The organism is Lentzea flaviverrucosa (genome assembly GCF_003350445.1).
In the GTDB taxonomy this organism is placed as follows: Bacteria; Actinomycetota; Actinomycetes; order Mycobacteriales; family Pseudonocardiaceae; genus Lentzea; species Lentzea californiensis.
Genome location: NZ_QQAU01000009.1, coordinates 231802 through 257810, shown reverse-complemented (window position 1 = coordinate 257810; position 26009 = coordinate 231802). Strand labels below are relative to the sequence as shown.

Annotated in this window: 27 protein-coding genes; 15 read left to right on the top strand and 12 right to left on the bottom strand. The window is 68.9% G+C overall.

The window, feature by feature from the left end:
- Nucleotides 1–2: 2 nt before the first annotated feature.
- From DFR72_RS27320 to DFR72_RS27310, 3 genes are read right to left on the bottom strand one after another with little or no spacing between them, the layout of a single operon-like run.
- Nucleotides 3–1541: an acyl-CoA synthetase gene (locus tag DFR72_RS27320; protein WP_090063389.1), complete on the bottom strand. Its 1539-nt coding sequence runs from the start codon at nt 1539–1541 to the stop codon at nt 3–5.
- Nucleotides 1541–2668 (bottom strand): DUF5938 domain-containing protein, encoded by a 1128-nt coding sequence (locus DFR72_RS27315; protein ID WP_090063387.1) that lies wholly within the window; start codon nt 2666–2668, stop codon nt 1541–1543. Before DFR72_RS27315 ends, DFR72_RS27320 begins: the two co-directional genes overlap by 1 nt.
- Before the next feature lie 4 nt (nt 2669–2672).
- Entirely contained in the window at nt 2673–3476 is an 804-nt protein-coding gene (locus DFR72_RS27310; protein ID WP_090063385.1) for an SDR family NAD(P)-dependent oxidoreductase, read from the bottom strand.
- A 134-nt stretch (nt 3477–3610) separates the two neighbouring features.
- Between DFR72_RS27310 and DFR72_RS27305 the strand changes: the two genes are divergently transcribed.
- The 4 genes from DFR72_RS27305 to vanX all read left to right on the top strand — a co-directional run bounded on the left by DFR72_RS27305 (nt 3611) and on the right by vanX (nt 6872).
- The gene (locus tag DFR72_RS27305) at nt 3611–4249 is read left to right on the top strand and encodes a TetR/AcrR family transcriptional regulator (RefSeq protein ID WP_090063383.1); all 639 of its coding nucleotides are present in this window, start codon (nt 3611–3613) and stop codon (nt 4247–4249) included.
- Between the two features lie 69 nt (nt 4250–4318).
- Complete coding sequence (locus DFR72_RS27300; RefSeq protein ID WP_090063381.1) at nt 4319–5281, top strand: D-isomer specific 2-hydroxyacid dehydrogenase family protein; 963 nt, start codon at nt 4319–4321, stop codon at nt 5279–5281.
- On the top strand, nt 5278–6276 hold the full coding sequence (locus DFR72_RS27295) for a D-alanine--D-alanine ligase family protein (RefSeq protein WP_090063378.1): 999 nt from the start codon (nt 5278–5280) through the stop codon (nt 6274–6276). Before DFR72_RS27300 ends, DFR72_RS27295 begins: the two co-directional genes overlap by 4 nt.
- Nucleotides 6273–6872 (top strand): D-Ala-D-Ala dipeptidase VanX, encoded by a 600-nt coding sequence (gene vanX, locus DFR72_RS27290; protein WP_090063376.1) that lies wholly within the window; start codon nt 6273–6275, stop codon nt 6870–6872. Before DFR72_RS27295 ends, vanX begins: the two co-directional genes overlap by 4 nt.
- Nucleotides 6873–6881: 9 nt before the next feature.
- On the opposite strand, the gene DFR72_RS27285 is transcribed toward vanX, so the two are convergent.
- The 4 genes from DFR72_RS27285 to DFR72_RS27270 all read right to left on the bottom strand — a co-directional run bounded on the left by DFR72_RS27285 (nt 6882) and on the right by DFR72_RS27270 (nt 9882).
- The gene (locus tag DFR72_RS27285; protein ID WP_211335548.1) at nt 6882–7952 is read right to left on the bottom strand and encodes a sensor histidine kinase; all 1071 of its coding nucleotides are present in this window, start codon (nt 7950–7952) and stop codon (nt 6882–6884) included.
- A 100-nt stretch (nt 7953–8052) separates the two neighbouring features.
- On the bottom strand, nt 8053–8460 hold the full coding sequence (locus tag DFR72_RS27280) for a hypothetical protein (RefSeq protein ID WP_090063372.1): 408 nt from the start codon (nt 8458–8460) through the stop codon (nt 8053–8055).
- Nucleotides 8461–8494: 34 nt separating this feature from the next.
- Nucleotides 8495–9028 carry a DUF305 domain-containing protein gene (locus DFR72_RS27275; RefSeq protein WP_090063627.1) on the bottom strand — a complete coding sequence of 178 codons (534 nt, stop codon included), beginning with the start codon at nt 9026–9028 and terminating at the stop codon, nt 8495–8497.
- Nucleotides 9028–9882, bottom strand: a complete 855-nt coding sequence (locus DFR72_RS27270) for a lytic polysaccharide monooxygenase auxiliary activity family 9 protein (protein WP_245983546.1) — start codon at nt 9880–9882, stop codon at nt 9028–9030. Before DFR72_RS27270 ends, DFR72_RS27275 begins: the two co-directional genes overlap by 1 nt.
- Before the next feature lie 226 nt (nt 9883–10108).
- On the opposite strand from DFR72_RS27270, the gene DFR72_RS27265 reads away from it, so the two are divergent.
- Together DFR72_RS27265 and DFR72_RS27260 are read left to right on the top strand one after the other, a co-directional pair.
- The gene (locus tag DFR72_RS27265; RefSeq protein WP_211335555.1) at nt 10109–10435 is read left to right on the top strand and encodes a VOC family protein; all 327 of its coding nucleotides are present in this window, start codon (nt 10109–10111) and stop codon (nt 10433–10435) included.
- Between the two features lie 70 nt (nt 10436–10505).
- On the top strand, nt 10506–10751 hold the full coding sequence (locus tag DFR72_RS27260; protein WP_090063369.1) for a DUF2630 family protein: 246 nt from the start codon (nt 10506–10508) through the stop codon (nt 10749–10751).
- A 3-nt stretch (nt 10752–10754) separates the two neighbouring features.
- On the opposite strand, the gene DFR72_RS27255 is transcribed toward DFR72_RS27260, so the two are convergent.
- Together DFR72_RS27255 and DFR72_RS27250 are read right to left on the bottom strand one after the other, a co-directional pair.
- Nucleotides 10755–11240 (bottom strand): GtrA family protein, encoded by a 486-nt coding sequence (locus DFR72_RS27255; RefSeq protein WP_090063624.1) that lies wholly within the window; start codon nt 11238–11240, stop codon nt 10755–10757.
- Nucleotides 11241–11315: 75 nt separating this feature from the next.
- Entirely contained in the window at nt 11316–12236 is a 921-nt protein-coding gene (locus tag DFR72_RS27250) for an AraC family transcriptional regulator (protein ID WP_090063623.1), read from the bottom strand.
- A 70-nt stretch (nt 12237–12306) separates the two neighbouring features.
- Between DFR72_RS27250 and DFR72_RS27245 the strand changes: the two genes are divergently transcribed.
- Both DFR72_RS27245 and DFR72_RS27240 read left to right on the top strand, forming a co-directional pair.
- Complete coding sequence (locus DFR72_RS27245) at nt 12307–12933, top strand: class I SAM-dependent methyltransferase (protein WP_090063367.1); 627 nt, start codon at nt 12307–12309, stop codon at nt 12931–12933.
- Nucleotides 12934–13056: 123 nt separating this feature from the next.
- Nucleotides 13057–15024, top strand: coding sequence for a WD40 repeat domain-containing serine/threonine protein kinase (locus DFR72_RS27240; protein ID WP_143086600.1), 1968 nt, complete (start codon nt 13057–13059; stop codon nt 15022–15024).
- A 4-nt stretch (nt 15025–15028) separates the two neighbouring features.
- Here DFR72_RS27240 and DFR72_RS27235 read toward each other — a convergent pair whose 3' ends face one another.
- Together DFR72_RS27235 and DFR72_RS27230 are read right to left on the bottom strand one after the other, a co-directional pair.
- Nucleotides 15029–15328, bottom strand: a complete 300-nt coding sequence (locus DFR72_RS27235) for a S49 family peptidase domain-containing protein (protein ID WP_090063364.1) — start codon at nt 15326–15328, stop codon at nt 15029–15031.
- Nucleotides 15329–15357: 29 nt separating this feature from the next.
- On the bottom strand, nt 15358–15825 hold the full coding sequence (locus DFR72_RS27230; RefSeq protein WP_114773776.1) for a hypothetical protein: 468 nt from the start codon (nt 15823–15825) through the stop codon (nt 15358–15360).
- Nucleotides 15826–15903: 78 nt separating this feature from the next.
- Between DFR72_RS27230 and DFR72_RS27225 the strand changes: the two genes are divergently transcribed.
- Together DFR72_RS27225 and DFR72_RS27220 are read left to right on the top strand one after the other, a co-directional pair.
- Entirely contained in the window at nt 15904–17517 is a 1614-nt protein-coding gene (locus DFR72_RS27225) for a purine-cytosine permease family protein (RefSeq protein ID WP_090063360.1), read from the top strand.
- Between the two features lie 51 nt (nt 17518–17568).
- Nucleotides 17569–19266 carry a cation:proton antiporter gene (locus tag DFR72_RS27220; RefSeq protein ID WP_090063358.1) on the top strand — a complete coding sequence of 566 codons (1698 nt, stop codon included), beginning with the start codon at nt 17569–17571 and terminating at the stop codon, nt 19264–19266.
- On the opposite strand, the gene DFR72_RS27215 is transcribed toward DFR72_RS27220, so the two are convergent.
- Nucleotides 19267–20028, bottom strand: a complete 762-nt coding sequence (locus DFR72_RS27215; protein ID WP_090063356.1) for a GntR family transcriptional regulator — start codon at nt 20026–20028, stop codon at nt 19267–19269.
- Nucleotides 20029–20207: 179 nt separating this feature from the next.
- On the opposite strand from DFR72_RS27215, the gene DFR72_RS27210 reads away from it, so the two are divergent.
- Genes DFR72_RS27210 through DFR72_RS27190 form a run of 5 tightly spaced genes read left to right on the top strand, consistent with a single transcriptional unit; the run spans nt 20208 to nt 25954 of the window.
- Nucleotides 20208–21443, top strand: a complete 1236-nt coding sequence (locus tag DFR72_RS27210) for an extracellular solute-binding protein (RefSeq protein ID WP_211335547.1) — start codon at nt 20208–20210, stop codon at nt 21441–21443.
- Nucleotides 21440–22384, top strand: a complete 945-nt coding sequence (locus DFR72_RS27205) for a carbohydrate ABC transporter permease (protein WP_090063354.1) — start codon at nt 21440–21442, stop codon at nt 22382–22384. The genes DFR72_RS27210 and DFR72_RS27205 overlap by 4 nt, the downstream gene beginning before the upstream one ends.
- Nucleotides 22381–23202, top strand: a complete 822-nt coding sequence (locus DFR72_RS27200) for a carbohydrate ABC transporter permease (protein WP_090063352.1) — start codon at nt 22381–22383, stop codon at nt 23200–23202. The genes DFR72_RS27205 and DFR72_RS27200 overlap by 4 nt, the downstream gene beginning before the upstream one ends.
- Nucleotides 23199–24602: a beta-N-acetylhexosaminidase gene (locus tag DFR72_RS27195; protein WP_090063350.1), complete on the top strand. Its 1404-nt coding sequence runs from the start codon at nt 23199–23201 to the stop codon at nt 24600–24602. Before DFR72_RS27200 ends, DFR72_RS27195 begins: the two co-directional genes overlap by 4 nt.
- Complete coding sequence (locus tag DFR72_RS27190; RefSeq protein ID WP_090063348.1) at nt 24587–25954, top strand: cellulose binding domain-containing protein; 1368 nt, start codon at nt 24587–24589, stop codon at nt 25952–25954. The genes DFR72_RS27195 and DFR72_RS27190 overlap by 16 nt, the downstream gene beginning before the upstream one ends.
- The last annotated feature ends 55 nt before the right edge of the window (nt 25955–26009 follow it).

Genomic DNA, 26009 nt, shown 5'->3' with positions numbered 1-26009 from the left:
CATCAGGTCCCGGCGGCGAGCCGCTGCCTGATCTCCGCCTTGAGCACCTTGCCCACCTTGGACCGCGGCAGGTCGGGCCAGATCTCGACCTGCTTGGGCGCCTTCACGCCGCCCAGTTGCTCCTTCACGAACGCGATCAGCGCGGCCGGGTCGGCCTGGCCGGCGGCACGCAACTGCACGACCGCCGTCACCCGCTCGCCCCACTTCTCGTCGGGCAGCCCGACCACGGCGCTGTCCTGGACCGCCGGATGGGCCCTCAGCGCCTGCTCGACCTCGGCCGAGTAGACGTTGAACCCGCCGGTGATGATCATGTCCTTGGCGCGGTCGACGATGAACAGGTAGTTGTCGGCGTCGAGGTACCCGATGTCACCGGTGTGGTGCCAGCCGTGCGCGCTCACCTCGGCCGTGGCCGCCGGGTTCTCGTGGTACCCGGCCATCACCAGCGGGCCGCGCACGACGATCTCGCCGCGTTCACCGGCGGGCAGCAACGCACCGTCCGCGGCCATGATCGCCACCTGCGTCAGCGGGGTCGGCCTGCCCGCCGACGACAACCGGTCGACCGCGATCGATCCGTCGGGCAGGAAGTGGTCCGCCGGAGCCAGCGTGGCGATCATGTTCGGCGCCTCGGTCTGCCCGAACAGCTGCCCCATCACAGGACCGATCCGCTGCAGCGCCTCGGTCAGCCGCACCGGCGACATCGGCGCGGCGCCGTACCAGAGGCACTGCAGCGAACCGAGTTCCGTCGAGTCGAGCGCGGGATGGTCGAGCAGGCCGTAGATCACCGTCGGCGGCAGGAACGCGTGCGTGATCCGGTGGTGCTCGATCAGCCGCAGGAACTCGCCGAGGTCCGGCGCCGGCATGATCACCGTCTCGCCGCCCAGCGACATGATCGGGAACGTGAGCACGCCCGCCGAGTGCGTGAGCGGGGCGAGCGCCAGGTAGCGCGGCCGGTCGCCGAACGGGTAGCTCATCAGGGTCAGCGCGGTCGCGGTCTCCAGGTTGTGCCCGGTCAGCCGCACGCCCTTGGGCCGCCCGGTCGTGCCACCCGTGCCGGCCAGCACGCAGAGGTCGTCGTCCGCCACCGCCATCGGTTCAGGCTCGCGTTCGTACCGCGAGAGCCAGTCGGTGAACGTGACCGCGCCCTCCACCTCACCGTCCAGGCACACCAGCGTGGTCAGCGCGGGCAGGTCGCCCCGGATGCGGTCGACCAGCGGCGCGAACCGCGCCTGGAAGAACAGGCAGCGGCACCCGAACAGGTCGAGCAGCTCCCGGTTCTCCGCCGCCTCGTTGCGGGGGTTGACCGGGCACCACACCGCGCCGGCCCGCGAGATGCCGAACACGCAGGTGAGCGCCAGCGGGTCGTTCGCCGACAGCACCGCGACCCGGTCGCCCGGCCCGATTCCGCTGCCCTGCAACGCCCCCGCGATGGCCCGGGAACGTCGCTGGACCTCGGAGTAGCTCTGCGAGGAGCCGTTGATGGTCAGACACGGGGCGTCGCCTCCGAGCGACGCCCCCTTGTCCAGGTAGTCGCAGAGCCGCATCAGCGGTGCACTTCGAGGATCGGGTCGAGCACCAGACCGAACGACCGCAGCGCGCCCAGCAGCTCCCGGTGCCCGAACGCCTGGCAGCCCGACGCGAACCCGGTCCGGCGAGGCGCGTCCTGCAACAGGTGCACGGCGGCGTGCACGTTCAGCAGCGCCGTCTGCTTGTAGTTGCAGTTGCCGTGGATCACGCAGTGCGCGCGTCCCAGCGGACCCGAGGCGTGCACGGAGTCGAGCGAGATGTTGATCCGCGGGTTCTCACGCGGCGGCATCTCACTGCGCACCTGCGCGGAGAACGCGTCGACGATCTCGTACTTCTCCGCGTCCGACTTGCCCTCCATCTGCTCCAGCGCCGCCGCGACGATCTGCGGCACACCGAGCATCAACGGCCGGTTGAACACACCGCCGAGCGCACGCACCGACGCGACACGAGGATCCCTTTTGAACCACACGGGATGCGCCGTGCCGCCCCACGGCAGCGCGAGGCCCAGCTCGTGCTGGCCGGGCACGACGAGCTCGTAGAGACCCGCGTCCGCCGGCCATTCCACGTACTCGTTCTGCTCCAGGAAGTACGCCTTCGAGAACGCGGCGTTCGTGAGGATGGTGTTGGTGGAGGCGACCGTCGGGTAACCCTTCCAGAACACCCCGATGTCCAAAGTGTCCAGTCCGGGCTGCTCCAGGCAGATCTGCGCGGCGATCTCGCCGACCGTGTACATCTGCGCGATGCCGGGGGAGATCAGCAGGCCCTGCTTCGCGAACTCGGCGCCGTACTGCGCGTCGGCGTCGATCATCCAGTCCTGCTCGCCGTTGGTGTCGGTGTAGTGCGCGCCGACGTTCAGGCTCGCCCGCACCGCCTCGTGGCCGTAGCGGGAGAACGGGCCGACGGTGTTGAGCACGACCTTGGTGCCGGTGAAGGCCTCGGTCAGCGCCTCCTCGGTGTGCTCGACCTCCGCGATGTCGTAGGAGACCGTGTCGATGCCGGGCACGGCGTCGACGGCTTCCTTGACCCTCTTGCCATCGCGGCCGGCGGCGAGGAACGGGATCCCGTACTCGCGCAGGTACTCGCAGATCAGGCGACCGGTGTAGCCGGAGGCTCCGTAGACGACTACAGGCTTGTCAGTAGGCATCGCGTCACATCCCCATTCCGCCGTCGACCGGGAGACCCGCCCCGGTGATGAACTTCGAGGCGTCGGACGCGAGGAACACCACGGCGTCGGCCATGTCGTCGACCTGTCCGAGCCGGCCGAGCGGGGTGAGCTCCACGACCGCGCCGACGGCGGCCTCGACCGAGGGGAAGAGGCCCAGCTGGGCGCAGTCGACGGCCAGCTGGTTGCCCATCGCGGTGGGCGTGAGGCCGGGGTAGATGCAGTTGACCCGCACGCCGTAGCCGAGCTTGCCGGACTCCGCGGCCGCGACCCTGGTCAGGCGGTCGATCGCGGACTTGGTGGCCGAGTAGACGCTGATGCCGGGGAAGGCGATGGTCGCCGCGACGGACGCGATGCTGATGATCGAGCCGCCGTTGCCCGCGGCGCCGCCGGGACGCATGGCGCGCAGGCCGTGCTTCATGCCGAGCGCGGTGCCCAGCACGTTCACGTCCAGCATCTTGCGGACGTCGGCGCTCTCGAGCTCGGTGATCAGGCTGGTGATCTCGATGCCCGCGTTGTTCACGAGGATGTCGAGGCCGCCGAGCACGTCGACGGCCGTGCTCACCGCTGAGGCCCAGCTCGCGTCGTCGGTGACGTCGAGCGGCACGAACTCCGCCGTCGCCCCCGAGTCACGCAACGCCTGGGCGGTCTGCTTGCCCTCGTCCTCCAGGACGTCGCCGATCAGAACCGACGCCCCGGCTGCCGCGAGAGCCTGCGCCATGCCCGCGCCCAGCCCTCGGGCACCGCCTGTGACCAGCGCTTTCCGCCCGCTCAGCTGATAACTCGTCATTGAGTCGCCTCCTCGGTGAGATGGCTCACACACTAGCTTTTCCTTGACAGTCGTCAAGTTTTTCTTTGACGACTGTCCAAGATTTTTTGGACGAATGGTCAAGGTTTGTCCCGGTGAGCGTTAGGATCCGAGGCGTGACAGAAGTCGCTTCGCGCAAGCAGGACCGGATCGCCCGCCGGCAGGTCGACAAGTTCGACGCCCGGCGGACCGAGCTCGCCGTGGCGACGCTGCACACACTCGCCGACCTCGGCTACGCCCGCACGAGCCTGAGAGAGATCGCGCAGAACTCCGAGTTCTCCCACGGGGTCCTGCACTACTACTTCGCGGACAAGCGCGACCTGATCACCGAGGCGGTCCGCCAGTACGAGGTCGTCTGCGTGACGCGCTACGACGAGGTCGTGGCCACGTCGGCGACGGCGGAGCAGTTGCGCGCCGAGTTCGTGGCGATGTTCTTCGACACCCTCGGCCAGGACGCGCCGCTGCACCGCCTCTGGTACGACCTGCGCACCCAGAGCCTGTTCGACGAGTCGTTCCGCGCCGACGTGCTGGAGATCGACGGCCACCGCGAGGACATGGTGTGGCGGGTCGTCAGCCGCTACGCCGAACTGCTCGGAGGCATGCCCTCCGCGTCGCCGGGCACCACCTACGTGACGCTCGACGGCATCTTCCAGCGGGCGTTGCTGCACCATTTCACGGGCAATGCCGACGCCGTCGCGCAGTTGCGCACCGAACTGCCCGCCGTGATCGACCTGTTGGTGACCAGGGCCGGATAAAAACCCGTATCGCGGACATATCAAAAACCGCATACGGACCGGCAACGCCGTGTCTCCTTGACTGGAGACATGGCAACAGGCATCACGATTTACGGGTGCGGGCCGGACGAGGCCGTCCTGTTCCGGGAAATGGCACCCCGCTGCGGAGTGACGCCGACCATCACCGAGTCGGCGGTGTCCGAGGCCAACGCCGAACTGGCCCGCGGAAACCAGTGCGTCAGCGTCGGCCACAAGTCCCGCATCACCGATTCCACCCTTCGTGCGCTCGACCGCGCGGGTGTCCGGTACATCTCCACCAGAAGCGTCGGCTTCGACCACATCGACGTCGAGTGCGCCGAGAGCCTGGGCATCACCGTCGGGAACATCGCCTACTCGCCCGACAGCGTCGCCGACTTCACGGTGATGCTGATGCTGATGGCCGTGCGCGACGTGAGGTCCGTCCTCAGGCGCGCTGACCTGAACGACTACCGGCTGAACGCGGTGCGCGGCAGGGAGCTGCGCGACCTGACGATCGGCGTGATCGGCACCGGGCGCATCGGCGTGGCGGTGATGGACCGGCTGCGCGGCTTCGGCTGCGGCGTGCTGGCCCACGACAGCCGGCCCCGCAACTCGGCCGACTACGTGCCGCTGGACGAACTGCTGCGGGTGAGCGACGTCGTCACGCTGCACACGCCGCTGAACCCGGGAACACACCACCTCCTCGACCGCGACCGAATCGCGCTGATGAAACACGGCGCGATCGTCGTCAACACCGGACGCGGCCCGCTCATCGACACCAAGGCCTTGGTCGAGGCATTGGAAGGCGGAAGTCTCAGCGGAGCGGCTTTGGACGTCCTCGAAGGCGAGGAAGGAATCTTCTACACCGACTGCCGCGCCCGCGACATCGACAGCGAGGCGCTGCTGCGGCTGCGGAGAATGCCGAACGTGCTGATCACTCCGCACACCGCCTATTACACGGACCACGCCCTGAGCGACACCGTCGAAAACAGTCTCATCAACTGTCTCAGCTTTGCAAATGGGGGAATGCGGTGACCAAGGTGAGGATCGGAATCATCTTCGGCGGGACGTTCGAGGAACATCCCGTCTCGGTGAAGTCCGCGGGGGAGGTCGCGCGGAGCCTCGACCCCGCGAAGTACGACCCGTTCTGGATCAAGATCACGCGCAGCGGTGACTGGAAGCTCTGCGCGGGCCCGGACGCCGAGGACGGCCGCCCGGTCGTGCTCTGCTCCGAGGGCCTCCTCGTCCTGGGCGACGGGCGGTTCGAGGTGCTGGGTCTGGACGTCGTGTTCCCCGTGCTGCACGGCCGGCTGGGGGAGGACGGCACGGTGCAGGGCCTGCTGGAGGTGTCGGGCGTCCCCTACGTCGGGTGCGACGTCCAGAGTTCCGCGCTGTGCATGGACAAGTCGCTCACCTACGTCGTCGCGCGAAGCGCGGGGGTCGCGACGCCGGCGTTCTGGACCGGCGCACCGGACTCGCCGGCCTATCCGGTCTTCGTCAAACCGGCCCGGTCGGGATCGTCGTTCGGCGTCACCAAGGTGTCCACTGAGGACGAACTGCAGGTCGCGCTGGAGGTCGCCCGGCAGTACGACTCCAAGGTCGTGGTCGAGGAAGCGGTGGTGGGCAGCGAGATCGGCTGTTCGATCCTGGGCACGGGGGACGACCTGGTGGTCGGCGAACTGGACCGGGTCGCGCTCACCCACGGCTTCTTCCGCATCCACCAGGAGAGCAGTCCCGAAACCGGTTCGGAGAACTCGGCGTTCATCGTGCCCGCGGACATCCCGGCGGAGTCGCGTGCTCTCGTCCAGGAGACGGCGAAGGTCGTCTACCGCGCGCTGGGCTGCTCGGGCCTCGCGCGGGTGGACATGTTCCTGACACCGGACGGGAAAGTGGTCCTCAACGAGGTCAACACCATGCCCGGCCTCACCTCCTACAGCCGTTACCCGAGGATGATGGCGGCCGCGGGGCTGTCACTCGGCGACGTGATCGACCGGCTGGTGTCGCTCGCGCTGACGGGAAAGCTCCAGTGAACGCCGAGTTCGCGTTCGTGGACGTGCCCGGAATCCGCTGGGACGCCAAGTACGCCACGTGGGACAACTTCACCGGCAAACCCGTCGACGGCTACCTGGTCAACCGGATCGCCGGCACGAAGGCGTTGGTCACGGCCCTGACGATGGCGCACGAGAAGGCCGAGTCACTCGGTTACGGCCTGCTGCTCTGGGACGGCTACCGCCCGCAACGCGCCGTCGACTGCTTCCTGCGCTGGGCCGAGCAACCCGAGGACGGCGCGACCAAGGCGCGTTACCACCCCCGCATCACCAGGGCCGAGATGTTCGAACTGGGTTACGTGGCCAGGAAGTCGGGCCACAGCCGCGGCAGCACCGTCGACCTCACGCTCTACCACCTGGGCACCGGCGAACTCGCCTCGATGGGCGGCGGTCACGACCTGATGGACCCGATCTCGCACCACGGTGCCGAGGTCGGTGAGGTCGAAACGACGAACCGGCAGCACCTCTGCTCGATCATGGAAGCCTGCGGGTTCCGCCGCTACGACAGCGAGTGGTGGCACTACACGCTGGTCGACGAGCCCTACCCGGACACCTACTTCGACTTCCCGATCGGCTGACCGGTCGTGTCACGGTGCGGCGGGCAGTCGCACCGTGACGCGCAGGCCGCCTTCGGCCCGAGGCGTGAGCGTGAGGGTGCCGTCGTGCGCGTGCGTGATGCTCTGGACGATCGCCAGGCCGAGGCCGACTCCCGCCTGATCGCTGCGGACGCGTTCGGTGCCGCGCTGGAACGGCTCGGTCAGCGTCGACACCAGCCGCTGCGTCAGCCGTTCGCCGGTGTTCTCCACGGTGAGCGTGACGAACGCGGGTCCGACGGCCGTGCTGACCCACACGGTGCCGCGGTCGTTGTGCACGATCGCGTTGTGCACGAGGTTCGTCGCGATCTGCAGCAACAACGCCGGAGAACCGGCGGCGAAGGCGATGTCGCCGGACGTCTCGACGGCGACGCCGTGCTTTTCCGCCAGGGGCAGCAACGTCTCGACGGCCTCCTCGGCCAGCAGCGACAGGTCGACGCGGTCGCGCGTGAACGTCCGCTGGCCGGCGCGGCTGAGCAGGAGCAACGCCTCGGTCAGGTCGATCGCCCGCGCGTTGACGAAGTGCAGCCGGTCGACGAGCTCGTCGGCGTCGCGGTCCTTGCGCGCCACGTCGAGCAGCGTCTGCGTGATGGCCAGCGGCGTGCGCAGCTCGTGCGAGGCGTTGGCCGCGAACCGTTGCTGCGCGGCGACGTGCGTCTCGAGCCGCGCGAGCATGGCGTCGAACGCGTCGGCGAGCTCGTGGAACTCGTCCTCGCGGCCCGGCAGCTCGATGCGGTGGGAGAGCGACCCGGCGGCGGCGATGCGCGTGGCCTGCGTGATGCGGTCGAGCGGGGCGAGCACGCGGCCCGCCAGTAACCAGCCGCCGAGGAGCCCGAACACCAGCAGGAAGCACAGCACCCCGGCGATGAACGGGGCGAAGGAGGCCAGCAGCCGGTCTCGGTGGATCCAGAAGTCGCCGGTGGGGGTGTGGAGCCAGCCGTCGGGCAGGAAGTACGAGTAGTAGACCAGCACCGCGGCCATCAGCAGGATGCCGGTGATCATGAGAAAGCTCGCGTAGCTGATGGTGAGCTTGAGACGGACGCTCAACCCCGGTGCCCTGTCCACCGCTCCGAGACTAGGACGACGTCCATATCGCCCGCGTATCCACGCCTGGACTGTGACAGGCCGGCGGGAACCCGCCGGCCTGTCACAGTCCACGAAGGACCTAGAGCATCGGTGGCATGAGCCGGTAGCTCTCGGCGTAGTAGTCGTCGGTGCTCTTGCGGTAGGTGTCGTGGTCGTCCGGGTCGTACTCCGGAGCGTTCTTGATCTGCTCCTTCGTGCGGTCGACGTGGACCTTGCGTTCCGCGTGGTCCACGTGCCGCACGGTGCCGACCGGGAGCACGACCTTGCGGCCGAAGATCCACGGGCCGGTGTCGACCATCAGGCAGTCGTGCGGCACCTTGGCGTTGTCCTCGTCGATCTTGCCGATACCACCGTCGGTGGCCTCGACGTCGTAGCCGATCAGGCCGGTGTCGGGACGATCCGCGAGGTCCTGGTCCTGGTCGTGGTCCGGCTCACCGGCCCACGACGGATCGCGCCACACCCACGGGAGGAACGGGACGGGTTGCATGTCGGCCTCCTTCGGTCCGCCACGGGGTACCCCGCTAGACCCGGTCGAGGAACTTCTTCATCATGCCGATCTGCGCGGTGCGGGACTTGTCGATCCGGTCCGCGAGGTCCCTCACCTCGGGGTCGGCACCGCTGCCGGTCTCCCACCGCGCCATCTGCACGGCGTCGTCCTGGTGGGCGATCATGACGTTGAGCAGGCGCTGGTCGAACTCGGCGCCGCGCAACGCGGTCAGCCTCGCCACCTCCTCGGGATCGGACTGCCGCATGCCGCCGTGACCCGTGTGCGAGTCCGGCGGTGCCGTCAGCGGTTCACCCCACGACGTCAGCCAGCCCTTCATCGTGTCGGCCTCGGTCGCCTGGGTCTGCGCGATCGCGGCCGCCAGCATGCGCAGTTCCTCGTTCTGCGCCCGGTCCCGCGCGAGGGCGACCATCTCCACTCCCTGCTGGTGATGGGGCAGCATCATCTGCAGGAACATCACGTCCAGCGGATCGCCGCGCAACACGGTGTCCGGCTGCGTGGCCGCGCAACCGGACACCACGAAGGCGAGCGCCAGCAAGAAGAACCGCATCAGAGGCGTCGCCACAGGGCGGGCGTGGCCGGCGGTTCCCAGCCGGAGATGGCGGTGTGCGCGAGCTGGCACTCGTAGTTCACACCGTTGTAGGTGACGCGGTTGCCGACCGAGTAGGTCGTGCCCGCGGCCCACGTCCCGCCCGCCGGAGGCTGGGTCGTGGTCGTGGTCGTCGGCGGCTGGGTCGTCGTCGTGGTGGTCGTCGGCGGGTTCGTGGTGCCGCCGCCGAAGTCGACGTCCGAGCACGTGTAGAACGCCTCGTTGCTGCCGACCACGCGCTGCCAGATCGAGTAGAGGACGTGACGGCCCGAGCGGTTCGGGATGTTCAGCGTCCAGTTCGTGAACGTGCTGGGGTTCTGGCCGTTGAACGTCTGGATGTGCACGAGGTCCGACCAGCGCAGCGGCTGCGTCGGGTTCCAGCCGTCCCTGGTGATGTAGAACTCGAAGTTGCTGTTCGAGTGGGGTGCGGACGCGTGGTACGTCACGGTCAGCGGTCCCGGTGAGACCCGCTTGGCGGGCCAGTCGGCGCGTTGCAGGTCGAGACCGCGGTACTTGTCGCGGCCCGCGCTGCAGAGCTTGCCGTCCGGGATGAGCTGGCGGTGGCGTCCGCCGGCCTCGAGCAGCGAGACCTCGTTCCAGTCGTAGTACGCCTGCGTGCCCCCGGCGGCCACGGCCGCCTTGCACGCGTCGGACTTCGGGGTCTCCGGACCCTCGTTCTTGCACGTGTAGACCCGGCTGGCCGGATCGGACATCGTGCCGTGGGCGATCGCCGGCGTCGTGGGGACGATGAACGCGACGACGACCGCGGTGGTGGCGGAGAGGCTCGCTAGGGCTAGCCGGGTACGTGTCTTCACAACGCCTCCTGGCAGGCGGAGGTGGCGACCACTTCCGCGAGGGAGGTGGTGCGCGTGACGGGTCGGCGGCCCTGTTCACAAGTGTAAACAATTGGTTGAACCAGTCGCTTGCACCAATCGGACGAATCGACCTTCCTGCTGTAACTGCGATGAGTTCGGAGCGCGTCGCTGGTCCACCCCTGCAAGACGATCGAGGAGGGTGGACCGCGTGGATCTGCACAGCGTGATGTGTGTGAGCGACCTGGCGAGGTCGCTGGAGTGGTACGGGGTGTTCTTCGGCCGCGAGGCGGACGAGGTCATCGGCGAGGAGCACCTCTGGCAGGTGGGGGAGAGCGCGTACGTCGTGCTCGACGCCCGGGACGTCCGGTCGTCCCGCGTGGGCGGCTCGATGGTCACGTTCGGGGTCGTGCTGAGCGAGTTCGACGGGGCGCTGGAACGGCTAGCCGCTCACGGGGTCCGGCACGAGCCCGTCGAGACCTACTCCAACGGCGTGCGGCACGTCGAGGTGCTGGATCCGGACGGCAACAGCCTGTCGCTGGCGGCGCTGCCGTAGGCCGGGGGCGCACGCCGCCAGATCGTCGTAGAGTCGGGAGATCAGCTGCTTCGAGACGGGACAGGCGCCGATGAGCGACGAGAACGTGCTGGGCCGCATCAACGAGCTGGTCGAGGAGGAGCACGAGCTCCGGCAGCAGCTCGCCGCCGGGGAGATCTCCACGGACGAGGAGCACGCCCGGCTGCGCTCCCTCGAAGAAGCCCTCGACCAGTGCTGGGACCTGCTGCGGCGGCGCCGTTCGGCCCGGTCGCAGGGCGAGAACGCCGAGGACGTCCCCGCCCGCTCGGTCGGCGAGGTCGAGGGCTACCTGCAGTAGGGGTCAGTCCCTGCCGTCGCGGAAGATGACCCAGCGCATCACGCTGTACATGAACGCGGCCTCGCACGCGCCGGCGACGATCCGGGACAGGTGGTACTGCAGGCCGAACTCGGTCAGCGCGCTGCCGACGCCGAGGATGAACGCCAGGTAGTTGATCGCGATCGCGACCGCGTACAGGCCTGCCTGCGGCCCGACCGGCGCGTGCGAGCGGAAGTTCAGCGCCCGGTTGAGCACGAAGCTCAGACCGAACGCGAGCACGTAGGCGATCGTGAACGCGAGCGGCACCGGCAGGCCGAGGCCGCTGCGGAACGCGGTGAGCAGCAGCAGGTCGACGCCGAACGTGAACCCGTTGATCAGGGCAAACCCGAGCAGGCTCGGCGCCACGACGCCCGACAGGCCGAACGGCAGCCGCCTCACCACGACCTCCATCAGGTCGTGGAACCTCGTGCCGAGGTCTTGGTCGTTCATCGTGGGCGTCCCGCCGGTCATGGTCACGACAGTGCCACGACCCAGAGCGACGAATACGACGAAACGGCCCGTGATCGACAGGCCGTTCACAGGAGTTCAGCGGGCGTTCAGGTGGTTGAACCGCCGCCAGCGCGTGGGACTCATCCCGTGCAGCTTGCCGAACGTGCGCGCGAAGTAGCCCGCGTCCGAGAAGCCCACCTGCCGCCCGATGTCGCCGACCGGCAGTTCCGTGACGGCCAGCAGCCGTCGCGCCTGGACCATCCGGCGCTCGGTGATCCACTCCTGCACGGTGCGGCCGGTCCGCCTGCGCACCGTCGAGGTCAGGTGGCCGGGGGAGATGCTGACCGCGGCGGCGACCTCGCGCAGCGACAGCGGTTGCGGGTAGCGCCGTTCGATCACGTCGAACACCTCGGCCAGCAGCGGTTCGGCGTTCTCGCGCAGGTCGCCGACGACGTCCGCGGCGAGCCTCGACACCGCGACCAGCAGCAGCGTCAGGTGCGCGGACACGGCCTCGCGGTAGCCGTCGCGGCGTTGCCGCAGTTCGTCGTGCAGCGCCTCGATGCGAGCCGTCCACTCCGCGCGGTGGTCCTCGGGCACCTTGAGCCGCAACGCGCCGGTCGCGCGGCCGTGGACGAACGGGAACAACAGCGGGTGCGTGCGCCAGGCCAGGTGTGCGCCGGGAGTCTCGGCGCCGAGCGCGTCGGCGGTGAAGAACACGCCCGAGCCGCGGGCGCCGAGGAGGTCGTCGCTGTGGGCCTGGCCCATCACGTCGCCGGGCGCGATGACGAACAGGTCGCCGGCCTCGACCTGCCTGACCTGCCGGCCGTGGCGGACCACGCCACCCGCGGCGGAGAAGTAGGCGATACCCGGGAAGTCGTGCGAGTGGGCCTCGTGCGTGCCGTCGAACTCCGGGCCGTGCCCGAGCGGGACGACCGCCACCGGCAGCTCGCCGGGAGCCGGCCGCCAGGCGTACTGCGCGGGCTCGTCGCCCTGGAGGGGTGTCCGCTGGGTTCGCACCGTCAAATCGTCCCATTCAAACCGTGGATCGGCACAGAAATACTGCCCTGACAGCAGTCAGAATCACAGCATGACCGAAGTATCGTCCCAGGAGCGGGACTACCTGCCAGGAATGGGCAAGCACTACCTCCTGCCCCTCTACGAAGTGGTGCACCTGGTGTCCGGGCTCGCCGGCGTGCACGACGAGATGGTCACGTCTGCCGGGCTGCGCAGCGGGCAGCGCGTGCTGGACGTCGGCTGCGGCACCGGAAACCTGTTGCGGGCCACCGGAAAACGTCATCGGGACGTCGAACTGTTCGGCGTCGACCCCGACCTGAAGATGCTGGCGCGGGCGGAACGCAAACTGCGCCGTGCGGGCCTGCGGGCGAAGCTGGACAAGGGGTTCGCGCAGGAGCTGGCGTTCCCGGACGCCTCGTTCGACGCCGTGTTCTCCAGCCTGATGCTGCACCACCTCGACACCCCGTCGAAGGACGAGATGCTCGCCGAGGTCCGCCGCGTGCTGCGGCCGGGCGGGGTGCTGGTGCTCGCCGACGCCGTGTTCCACGACCACGGGCCGGCGAAGGACCACCTGCGCGACAACGTCGGCGACGCCGTGCCGAAGCGGATCGCGGCGGCCGGGTTCACCGCCGAGCCGACCAGGATGCGGAAGCTGCGGATGTTCGGCACAGTGGGGATCGAGGTCGCGAAGGTCCACTAGGGACAGGTCCATCGTCGACCGATTGACTGTGCACGATGTTTCTTTGATGCCAACAGGTTCACTCGATTGCGAACTTGCCGGTCACCGTCGTGGGAGCGCGTCCTCCCATCTAGGCTGCGCGCCGTGACAGATGCGACGGGAAGTCTGGTGGCGCAGCGCTACCGGCTCGTTCAGGTGATCGGCACCGGCGGCATGGGCCGGGTGTGGCTCGGCCGTGACGAGGTCATCGGCCGTGAGGTGGCCATCAAGGAACTGCTGCTTCCCGCCGGGCTCGACGCGCAGCAGCGGGCGTTGCTGTGCCAGCGCGCCATGCGCGAGGCGCAGCTCGCCGGTCAGCTCAACCACCCCGGCATCGTCACCGTGCACGACGTGGTCGAGTACAACGGCACGCCGATGATCGTGATGGAGTTCGTCCGCGGCGGGTCGTTGTCCGACGCCATCCGGTCGCGGGGCGCGCTGCCCCCGGACCAGGTCGCCTACATCGCCACGTCGATGCTGAGCGCGCTGCGGGTGGCGCACCAGGCGGGGATCGTGCACCGCGATCTGAAGCCCGCCAACGTGTTGCTGTCCGGCGACCGGGTCGTGATCACCGACTTCGGCATCGCCAGGCTCACCGGCGACGTCCCGCTGACCACGGACGGCTCCATCGTCGGCACGCCCGCGTACATGGCGCCAGAGCAGGGCACCGGCGCACCGATCAGCCCGGCGACGGACATGTGGTCGCTCGGCGCGACCCTCTACGCCGCAGTCGAGGGCCGGCCGCCGTACCAGGGCCAGGACTTCATGACGACCCTGTCGATGCTGCTCACCCAGGAACCGCCACCCCCGCAGCGCGCCGGGCACCTCACGTCGCTGCTCGGTGGGCTGCTGCGCAAGAACCCCGCCGACCGCGCCACCGTCGAGCAGGCACTCGCGATGCTCGCCGGCGTGCCCGTCGTACTGCCCGTCAAGGCGAAGTCCGGCGTCAGCAGGCGCACGGCGCTGCTGGCCGGTGTCGGCGCGGTCGTGGCGGTCGGTGGTGGCACCGCGTGGTGGCTCGGTACCAGGAACAACGACGGTGAGGGGGCGCAGCTGCCCTCCACCGGGGACAACAAGGCGGCCTCGAACAAGGAGGGCGGCTCCGAGCGGTCGACGACCTCGCCGGTGACCGAGCCGGGACGGCCGGAGGAGTTCACCGAGCACGTCCAGCTGGTCGACCACAAGGCATCGGTGTCGTCGGTCGCGTGGAGCCCGGACGGCAGGATCCTCGCCAGCGCCGAGGACGGCCTGGGCGACGGAGGGGCCCTCGTCCGCATCTGGGACACCACGACGAACAAGCTCATCGGCACGGTCCAGAACCCGGACGGCCCCGGCGGCGCGTCGGCGTGCGCGGTCGCGATCAGCCCGGACGGCAAGGTGCTCGCGGCGGGCGGCAACCGCACCGGCGACTTCACCACGTACCTGTGGAACATCGCCGACCGCTCGATGATCGGCGGCCTGGACGACAGCCGTTCCATCATGAAGACCCTGCGCTTCCACCCGGACGGCAAGACGCTCGTCGGCGTCACCCACACCGGCCGCCTGCTGGTCTGGGACGTGGCGACGCGCAAGGTCAAGATCGGCCTGACCGAGGCGCGGGGCAGCAGCGACCTGTCGTTCAGCCCGGACGGCAAGCTGCTGGCGTACGCGGGCACCAAGTACCAGGAGATCAAGATCGTCGACCCCGCCACGGGCAAGACGGTGAAGACCATCAACGACTCGACCGGCGACGGTGGCTCGTTCTCGCCCGACGGCAAGAGCCTCGCGGTCGTCGACGGCGACGGCAGGAACAGCATGCAGCTCTGGGACGTGGCGTCCGGCCAGAGCACGGCGGTGTTCCCGCGCGCCGACGACGGTCTCACCATCTCGAGCGCGCTGTTCCACCCCAACGGCAGGACGGTCGCGACCTGGGGGCAGGGCAACTTCGTCCAGCTGTGGGACGTGGCGTCCAAGAAGGTCCGCGCCACGGTCATCGGTGCGGGAGGCCAGATCCAGACGGTGGCGTTCTCGTCCGACGGCAAGCGGATCGCGGCCGGTGGTGACGACAAGTCCGTCCGGATCTGGAAGATCTAGGTGGTCAGCCGGGATCGGTGAACGAGACCGGCTTGCCGGTGGCGCGGGCGTAGGCGATCTCCCTGCTCGTGGACTCGCCGACGTACCCGCCGGGGTTGACGACCAGGACCCGGTCGGCCAGGTCGATCTTGCGCAGGTGGAGGGCGCCCAGCGCGGCCCTCTGCTCGCCGGTGATCGACCCGTCTGCCTCGCCCGGCGCGATCACGATGACACCTGCCAAGGTCAGCTCACGGTTCGCCGCACGCATCTCGGCCCCGAACCGGGTGGAGCCGCAGATGCAGACGATCTCAGGTCGGTCGCGCACGGCTCACCGGCTTCCTCGAGCGCCACGGCCTACAGGCCTTCCAGTTCGAACACGTCGATGCCGTGCCGTTCCAGCGTGTCCGCGAACGCCTCGATGACGTTGTCGAGCATCCACTCGCAGCGGGCCCGCATGACCGCGCCGTCCGGCGTCCTGAACGCGGGGATGGTCGCGGTGAGGCGGGCGGCCGTCGGCCACTCGTTGTCGTACTGCCACAGCTCCGCGGCCGGGGTCAGGAAGATCCCGGCCTCCTTGAACACGCCGGGGTGGGTCGCGCTCGGGGTCCTGGCGGCCAGCACGAGCCACCCGGACGCGATCCGCACCTTCTGGCCGGCGACCGTGTCGTGCAGCGTGTGCTCGGCGGGGATCTGGTGGTTCGTCAGCAGGAGCACGACCTTGTGCGCCCATTCGGAGATGGTCGCGGACCTCACGGCCCACGTCTGCGCGGCTTCCTCGTCGTCGAGCTTGCGTTGCTTCATGAACGTCACGAGATCATCCATGATCGGTGAACATAGCGTCATCGTCCCGACACAGATGGTGCGATCGCCGGAAACGCTGGTTTCCTAGCGTCGAGGTTCATGACCCTTGAAGAGGTTGTGGAGCGCGTTCCGGCTCCTGCGGCGTCCAAAGAGACGCTCGAGGACTACACCCTTCGGTTCGCGCCCAGGACGTACCGCCGCTGGACGCCCGCCGTCGTCGGGGCGTCCGCGCTGGGCGGCATCGCCTACATGGCGGACTTCTCGATCGGCGCGGGCATCGGCCTCGCGCACGGTACGGGCAACGCGTTGCTGGCCATCGGCTTCGCGGCGATCGTCATCTTCGTGACCGGGTTCCCGCTGGCCTACTACGCGGCGCGGTACAACATCGACCTCGACCTGATCACCCGTGGTTCCGGCTTCGGCTACTACGGCTCGGTGATCACCAGCGTGATCTTCGCGAGCTTCACGTTCATCTTCTTCGCGCTCGAAGGCTCGATCATGGCGCAGGGCCTGCGGTACGCGCTGGGCCTGCCGTTGTGGCTGGGGTACCTCACGTCGACACTGGTGATCATCCCGCTGGTGATCTACGGGATGAGGGTGCTCGCGAAGCTGCAGAGCTGGACGAACCCCTTGTGGCTGCTGCTGATGGTGGCGCCGCTGCTCTACCTGGTGATCGCGGACCCGGACTCGGTGGGCCGCTGGCTCGCGTACGGCGACACCGGCGTGAACACCGCGTCGGTCATGCTCGGCGCGGGCGTCTGCCTGTCGTTGATGGGGCAGATCGGCGAGCAGATCGACTACCTGCGGTTCATGCCGCCGCGCACCGCCGAGAACCGCAGGGCGTGGTGGACGTCGATGATCATGGCCGGCCCCGGCTGGGTGGTGTTCGGCGCGCTCAAGCAGGCGATCGGCGCGTTCATGGCGATCTACGTGCTCGACGCGGTCGGCAAGGTCGCCGCGGTGGAGCCGATCGAACAGTTCACCGGGGTGTTCAAGCAGTTCATGCCGCCGTGGCTGGTGGTGCCGCTGGCGCTGGTGCTCGTGGTGCTGAGCCAGGTGAAGATCAACGTCACGAACGCCTACTCGGGGTCGCTGGCGTGGACGAACTCCTTCACCCGCGTCACCAGGCACTACCCGGGGCGGCTGGTGTTCGTGCTGGTCAACCTCGCGATCGCGCTGGTGCTGATGGAAGCGGACATGTTCAGCTTCCTGAACAACCTGCTGAGCTTCTACTCGAACTGCGCGATGGCGTGGGTCGTCACGGTCGCCGCGGACATCGCGATCAACAAGTACCTGCTGAAGCTGTCGCCCAAGCAGCCGGAGTTCCGCCGCGGCATGCTGTTCGCGGTGAACCCGGTGGGCGTCGGGTCGTTCCTCGCCTCGTCGATCCTGTCCATCTCGGTCTACTTCGGACTGTTCGGCGCGGCGGTCCAGCCGTACTCGCCGCTGGTCGCGGTCGGCATCCCGATCGTGCTGACGCCGTTGCTCGCGGTCCTCACTCGCGGCCGGTTCTACCTGCGCCGCACCGACGACGGCATCGCGGAGCCGATGCTCGACGAGGACGGCAACCCGAGCGCGACGCGGTACGACTGCGTGGTGTGCGGGGAGTCGTACGAGCGGCCGGACATGACGGCCAGCGCTCTCGGCGGTGAGATCTGCTCGCTGTGCCTGAGCACCGATCGTGAGGGGCGCCACGTGCTCCCCGCCTCCTGACCGGCGTGGCTGCGCGGGCGAGGTCCGTTCCGATCAGACAAACTGCACGTCATGCAGGAATGGGCCTTGCTCGCCGTCGCGGCCGTGCTGATCATCGTCGTGGTGTCGTACGTGGCGCCCAAACTGGGCGTGGCCGCGCCCGTGCTGCTCGTGCTCGTCGGCATGGGCTGCAGCCAGCTGCCGGGCGCACCGCACCTGTTCGTCGAACCGGAGTGGATCCTGGTGGTCGTGCTGCCGCCGATCCTGTACTCGGCGGCGGTGAACGTGCCGGTGGTCGACTTCAGGCGCAACTTCGCGACCATCGGCGCGCTGTCGGTCCTGCTCGTGGTCGTATCGGCGTTCGGCACCGGTCTGCTGATCTGGTGGCTGCTGCCGGAGATCGGGTTCGCCGCCGCGCTCGCGCTCGGCGCCGTGATCAGTCCGCCGGACGCGGTCGCCGCCACGTCGATCGGCAAGAAGCTCGGCCTGCCGCCCCGCCTCGTCACGATCCTCGAAGGCGAAGGGCTGGTCAACGACGCGACCGCGCTCGTGCTGCTGCGCACGGCCATCGTCGCGATCACCGCCAGCGTGTCGTTCGGCAGCGCACTGGGCGACTTCGCCTACGCCGTGTCGGTGGGTGTCGCGATCGGTGCCGCCGTCGGCGTCGTGACGGTGTGGGCGCGGGCGCGGATCCAGGGCCAGCCCGTGCTCACGACCGCGATCTCCTACGTGGTGCCGTTCCTGGCGTTCATCCCGGCCGAGGAGGTGCACGCGTCCGGCGTGATCGCCGTCGTCGTGGCCGGGCTGATCACCGGCCACCAGAGCGCGCGCAGGTTCACCGCGCACGACCGCATCTCCGAACGCACCAACTGGCGCACCATCCAGCTGCTGCTGGAGAACGGCGTCTTCCTGCTGATGGGCTTCGAGCTCACGTCGGTCATCGGTGCCGTGGCGGACGACGAGGTGGCGCGGGCGCTCGTGCTCGGCGCGCTGGCCACGGTGGCGCTGGTCGTGCTGCGCGTGGCGTTCACCATCCCGGTCATCGCCCTGCTGCGCCGCCAGCAACGCCGCGCGGACGCGTTCACCGGCAAGCTGGAGTCCTTCGTGGACCGCTTCACCGCGCGAGGGCCCACGCCCGGCGAGGAGAAGCGGTACGACCGCGGAATCCGCATGCTGCAACGCAAACAGGCCGACGTGGCGTTCTACGCGAGCGAAGGCCTCAGCTGGCGCGGCGGCGCGGTGCTCGCCTGGTCGGGCATGCGCGGCGTCGTCACGGTGGCGGCGGCGCAGACGCTGCCCGAGGACCTGCCGTACCGCTCCGAGCTGATCCTGATCGCCTTCACCGTCGCGATCCTCACGCTCGTCGTGCAGGGCGGCACGTTGCCCCTGGTCATCAGGTGGCTGGGCATCCGCGGCAACGACGAGGACCACGAACGCCGCGAGTACGCCAGGCTGGCGGGCGAACTGGTGACGGCGAGCCGCACACTGCTGGAGAGCTCGACGCTGTGCCGCGAGAACGGGGAGCCGTTCGACGAGCACCTGCTGGAGCAGACCCTCGAGCGGATCGTCGCGATGAGCGAGGGCATCGAGAAGAAGCTTACCGAGCAGGACCCGGACATGTCCATGCACCAACGCTTCGAGCTGCAGCGGATGATGGCGGACGCGCAGCAGAACGCCCTGCTGGACGCGCGCGCCAGCGGCACCTACGCGTCGCACGCCCTGGAGAAGGCGCAGAACTTCGTCGACAGCCAGAGCACCCGGTTCATGTGATCAGAACGGGTTGCCGCTGACCCGCGCCTGCACGTCCACGCTGTTGCGCGGCGAGGCCCCGAGCGTCAGCCGCGAGACGATCCGGTACCGGTCCCCGCGGTAGATCGAGTGCACGTACTCGACCTGCCGGCCCTCGGCGTCCGTGGTCAGCCGCTCGAACAGCAAGGCCGGTGCCAGCACGGGAACTCCGAGCAGCGAGGCCTCGGAGTCGTTCACCACCGTGGGCTCGATCGACTGCACGGCCTCGGAAACGTGGACGCCGTGCTCGCGCAGCCGGTCGTAGAAGTCGCCGGACTCCATGTCGTGCAACGTCAACGCGGGCGCGACCAGTGCGGGCACGTGCAGGTGCTCCAACGCCATCGGCTCGCCGTCGACCAGGCGCAGGCGGGCGATGTAGTGGATGTCGGCGGCGGGGGAGAGGTGCAGGCGGCGGCCTACCCTGGCGCCGGCCGGGATTCGGGCGTGTTCGAGCACGCGGGACGACCACGTGCCGCCGGCCTGGGGCAGGGACATGGATCCCGTGTCGGAGACCATCTCCTGGGTGATCTTGGCGCGTGCCACGAAGGTGCCGCGGCCGTGCTGGCGGACGAGCAGGCCGGTGTTGACCAGTTCCTCGACGGCCGAGCGGACGGTGGGGCGCGAGACCGAGAGCCGCTGGCACAGCACGCGTTCGGCGGGGATCGGGGCACCCGCGGGGTGGGTCTCGATGAGCTCGAGCAGGTAGTCGCGGACCTGCTCGCGCTTGAGGATCGCTTCGGCCATGCCCCTCCGCTCGGTCGGCGGCCAGTATGGCATACCACTGGTAAGTAACCAGACTGTTGAAGATCGAGAGCGCTCTCACGGATCCAACCAGGGGATTGACCTGAGAAGTGGTCTATGCCACTTTCTAACCGCTCCCATCGGACCTGACCAATTGGTCACATCCCAGCGAGAGGTGAGTCGTGTCGCGCTCCGCTGCCTTACTCGTCCTGGCGCTCACGTTGTCCGCCTGCGGTTCGTCCGCGGGCGGCGGTGAGAAGCAGGAGATCACCGTGTGGCTCATGAAGGACACGGCCACCGAGGAGTTCGTGTCGAAGTTCGAGAGCGAGTTCGAACGCGATCACGCCAACCTCGACCTGAAGATCCAGATCCAGGAGTGGAACGGCATCACGCAGAAGGTGACCAGCGCCCTGGCCAGCACTGATCCGCCCGACGTGATCGAGGTCGGCAACACCCAGGTCGCCCAGTACGTGGCCAGCAAGGGTGTCACCGACCTGTCCGCCAAGAAGGCCGAGCTGCAGGGCGACGACTGGATCCCGGGTCTGAGCGAGCCCGGTTCGGTGGACGGCAAGCAGTTCGGGATCCCGTTCTACGCGGCCAACCGGGTCGTGATCTACCGCAAGGACCTGTTCGAGGCGGCCCAGGTCACGCCCCCGAAGACGCGCGAGGAGTGGCTCGCCGCCACCGCCAAGCTCGACCAGGGCGATCAGCAGGGCATCTACCTGCCCGGCCAGAACTGGTACACGCTGTCCGGGTTCGTCTGGGACGAGGGCGGTGACCTGGCGCGGCAGGACGGCGACCGGTGGAAGGGCTCGCTCAACACGCCGGAGGCGTTGGCGGGCATGGACTTCTACAAGCAGCTCCAGGCGCTCGGCGACGGCCCGAAGGACTCCGACGAGGCCAAGCCCCAGCAGACGAACGTCGTGGCGGGCGGAAAGGTCGCGCAGTTCATCGCGGTGCCCGGCGCGGCGAAGCTCGTCACGAAGGCCAACCCGGCGCTGGAGGGCAAGATCGGTTTCTTCCCGATCCCCGGCAAGGCGGCGGACAAGCCCGGTGCGGTGTTCACCGGTGGCTCCGACCTCATCGTCCCGCTGGCGTCCTCTCGCCAGGACGGCGCGTACGAGGTCGTCAAGGCGCTCGCCGGCGAGAAGTGGCAGGTGGAGCTCGCGAAGGCGATGAACTACGTGCCGAACCGCAAGTCGCTCGCGTCCTCGGTGGGCGGTGATCCCGGCACCGCGGCGATGGCGGCCGGTGCGGCCAACGGGTTCGCCACGCCGAACTCGCCGAACTGGGCCGCGGTCGAGGCCCGCAACCCGATCAAGGAGTTCCAGACCGCGGTCCTCACCGGCGCCGATCCCCGGACGGCCGCGGCGAAGGCCGACGAAGTGATCACCCAAGCCCTCAACTCCGGCAAATGACGCTCCTCGCCGAGAGGCCGGTGCAGGAGACTGCATCGGCCCCGCCGAAGCGCCGCAAACGACCCGTCCTGCCGTACCTCCTGATCGCGCCCACCCTGCTCACCACCGCGTACCTGCTGCTGTACCCGCTGGTCCGCAACGTGATCATCTCGCTGCAGGAGTTCGGACTGCCGCAGCTCGTGCGCGGCGACGCGAAGTTCGTCGGTCTCGCGAACTACGTGAAGGTGCTGTCGGACCCCGAGTTCTGGGCCGTGGTCAGGCGGACGCTCTGGTTCACCGCGATCAACGTCGTGCTGATCATGGTGCTGTCCACGCTGGTCGCGCTGCTGCTCGTCCGCCTCGGCAAGGGGCTCAGGTTCCTCGTGATGGGCGGGCTCGTGCTCACCTGGGCGACGCCGATCATCGCGGCGACCACGGTGTTCCAGTGGCTCTTCCAGTCCCGCCTCGGCGTCGTGAACTGGGCGCTGGTCGCACTCGGCTTCGAGGAGTACCGCGACTACACGTGGTTCGCGGACGGCGAGGCGACGTTCGGCATCCTCGTGACGCTGATCGTCTGGCAGTCCGTCCCGTTCGCCGCGCTGTCGCTGTACGCGGCGATGATCACCGTGCCGCAGGAGCTGTACGAGGCCGCGCGCATGGACGGCGCCGGCGCGTGGCGGGTGTTCTCGACCATCACCTTCCCCATGCTGCGCGCCATGTTCGGACTGATCACGTGCCTGGAGGTGATCTGGGTCGTCAAGGCTTTCGTGCAGATCTGGGTGATCAGCCAGGGCGGTCCCGGCCAGGCCACCACGACGCTGCCGGTCTACGCCTTCCAGGTCGCGCAGTCGTTGCAGCGCTACGACCTCGGCGCGGCCGTGTCGATGCTCATGGTGGTGCTGCTCGTCCTCGCACTGCTGGCGTACTTCCGCCAGCTCTACCGGCAGGAGCGGGAAGCATGATCGGCCGGATCTCGCGCACCACGGCGGCGCTCGTCGTGTTCGTGCTGTCGGTGTTCCCCGTCTACTGGATGGTGCTCACCGCGTTCAAGCCCACCAAGGACATCCAGAGCGCGACACCGACGTTCCTGCCCCTCCCGATCACGTTCGACCACTTCGGCACGGCGATCGCCGCGAAGGGGTTCTTCTCGTTCTGGCGCAACAGCCTCCTGGTGGCGGGCGGGGCGGTGCTCCTGGCGCTGCTGGTCGCCCTGCTGGCGGCGTTCGCGATCGCGCGGCTGCAGTGGAAGGGCCGCAGGGCGTTCGTGCTGATGGTGTTCGTCGCGCAGATGACGCCGTGGGAGGCGCTGCTCATCCCGATCTACGTGATCGCCAGGGACACCGGCATGCTCGACACGCTCTGGATCCTCACGCTCGTCTACTTCATGATGACGCTGCCGTTCACCATCGTGACGCTGCGCGGGTTCCTCGCCGCCATCCCGGCCGACCTGGAGGAGGCGGCGCAGGTCGACGGCTGCACGCGCGGCCAGGCGTTCCGCAAGGTCGTGTTCCCGCTGCTCGCACCCGGTCTGCTGGCGACCTCGCTGTTCGGGTTCATCACCGCGTGGAACGAGTTCGCCTTCGCCAACGTGCTGATCATCAAGGACCAGGACGACCGCACGCTGCCGGTCTGGCTGTCCTCGTTCAACAACACCTTCGGCACCGACTGGGGGGCCACCATGGCCGCGTCGACGCTGTTCATGCTGCCCGTGCTGCTGATCTTCATCGTGTTGCAGGGCCGGGTCACCACCGGCATCGTCGGAGGGGCGGTGAAGGGGTGATCGTTCCACTCCCGACCAGGATCGTGCGCCGCGGCAAGGGGTTCACGCTCGACGACGCCACGAGCGTGCGCGTCACACCCGGCGCCGAACCCGCCGCGAGACTCCTGCGCGCACTGCTCAGACCCGCCACCGGACTCCCGTTGCCGATCGCCGACCAGGGCCAGATCTTCCTCGCCCTGGACGCCAAGCTCGTCGGACTCGGCGCGGAGGGCTACGCGCTCACGGTCACCGAGCACGGCGTCCTGCTGCGCGCGGGCACGCCGAACGGCCTGGCGCACGGCGTGCAGTCCATCCGGCAACTCCTGCCGGCACAGGCACTGCGACCGAGCAGGGTGTCCGATGTGGAGTGGACGCTGCCCGGCGTCGACATCCGCGACCTGCCCAGGTTGCCGTGGCGCGGGTTCATGCTCGACGTGGCCAGGCACTTCCAGCCGGTGCACGTGGTGCGCAGGTTCATCGACCTGATGGCGTTCCACAAGCTCAACGTCCTGCACCTGCACCTCACCGACGACCAGGGCTGGCGGATGCCGGTACCCGCGCACCCGCTGCTGACCTCGGTCGGCGGCTGGCGCACCGAGACCAACGGCGACGGCGTCCCGCACGGCGGCACCTACACCCGCACCGAGCTCGAAGGGCTGGTCGCACACGCCGCCGAACGCGGCATCCGGATCATGCCGGAGATCGAGATGCCCGGCCACGCCCGCGCGGCACTGGCCGCCTATCCCGATCTCGGCATCGCACCGGAACCGCTGTCCGTCTGGACCCGCTGGGGCATCAGCGACGCGGCCTTCGGCATGCACGCGATCGGCTTCGTCCGCGAGGTGCTGGCCGAGGTGCTGGAGGTGTTCCCCGGTGAGCACGTCCACGTCGGCGGCGACGAATGCCTGCTGCCGGAGGACGTGCACGGCCAGTTCCTCCGCCAGGCGAGCAGGTACCTGCTCGACCGGGGCCGCGTCCCGGCCGCGTGGGAACCGACCGGCGACCCCCGCTCCGTCCTCATGCCGTGGAAGGACGAGACCCAGGCCGCCAAGGCACTGGACCAGGGCCAGCCCGTCGTGATGGCCCCGCACACCTCCACCTACCTCGACTACCCGCAGTCGGACGGCCCGCACGAACCACCCGGCCAGCCCGGGTTCGTCGTGACGGACCGCGACGTCTACCACGTGCCGCTGCCCGACGGCGTGCTCGGCGCCCAGTGCCAGCTGTGGACCGAGCACGTCCGTTCCCGTGACCACCTGGAATACCTGGCATTTCCCCGTCTTGCCGCGCTGGCCGACACCCTCTGGTCCCAGCGCCCCGAGTGGGAGGGCTTCACCACCCGGATGCGCCTCCACTCGTCCAGGCTCGCCGCCCTGTCCGTCCCTGCCGAAATGAGGAGAGAACGTTGCGAGCACTCCTAGCCGCGTCCTGCGCGGCGCTGGCGGTGGCCGCGCTGGCCGTCGCACCGAACGCGTTCGCCGCCGACGCGATCACCGCCCAGTACCGGACCAGCGCGTCCGGTGCGACGACCGACCAGGCCGAACCGTGGTTCAAGCTGGTCAACTCGGGCAGCACGAGCGTGCCGCTGTCCGACCTGAAGATCCGCTACTACTTCAAGAGCGACACCCCCGACGTCGGCTACCGGTTCGCCTGCTCGTGGGCCGTGCGCGGCTGCGGCAACGTGACCGGCCAGTTCGGCACCCTGACCGGCGGCCCGGCCGACCGCTACCTGGAGGTCGGTTTCACCTCCGGTGCGGGCACGCTCAACGCCGGCGCCGACTCCGGTGACCTGCAACTCCGCTTCTACCGCACCAACTGGGGCCCCATCACGCAGACCGACGACTACTCGTTCCGCAACCAGAGCTCCTACTCGGCGTGGAACAACATCACGGTCCACCGCGGCGGCACGCTGCTGTGGGGCACCCCGCCCGGCGGCAGCCCGCCCACCACCACGACGACCACGACGACGGCGCCGAACCCCAACGGCCCCAAGCTGTTCGACGACTTCGCCTACAACAACTCGAGCGACTCGCGGATCGGCCAGCGCGGCTGGACCGTCCGCTCGGGCGGTGGCGGCCCCGGTGTCCCCGGTGCCGAATGGGACGCCTCGCGCATCACGTTCCCGACCGTCGAAGGCCAGAAGGTCATGCGCCTCGACTCGTGGAACAACGGCTCCGCCGCGAAGCAGACCGAGCTGTACCACCAGCGCAAGTTCTTCGAGGGCACCTACGCGTCGCGCGTGAAGTTCAGCGACGCGCCGGTCTTCGGCCCGGACGGCGACCACGTCGTGCAGACGTTCTTCACCATCACCCCGCTCGACGCGCCGATGGCGCCGAACTACGGCGAGATCGACTTCGAGTACCTGCCCAACGGCGGCTGGGGTGAGCCGGCCAACGTCATGTACGAGACCACCTGGGAGACCTACCAGAACGAACCGTGGGTCGCCGACAACATCCACAACGAACAGCGGCAGAGCTACAACGGCTGGCACGACCTCGTCTTCCAGGTCGCGAACGGCCGGGTGAAGTACTACATCGACGGCAACCTGGTCGCCGACCACGGCGACAAGTACTACCCGGAGACGCCGATGTCGATCAACTTCAACCTGTGGTTCATCTCGGGCGGCCTGCAGGGCAGCAGTGCCGAGCGGGCCTACCAGCAGGAGGTCGACTACGTGTACTTCGCCAAGGACCAGGTGCTGAGCCCGGCCCAGGTGAAGACCGCGGTGCAGGACTACCGCAACGCGGGGGTCACGCACACCGACAACGTCTGACGACCGGCGGGCCCCGGGCGCACCTGCCCGGGGCCCGCCGCTGTCCTGGACACCT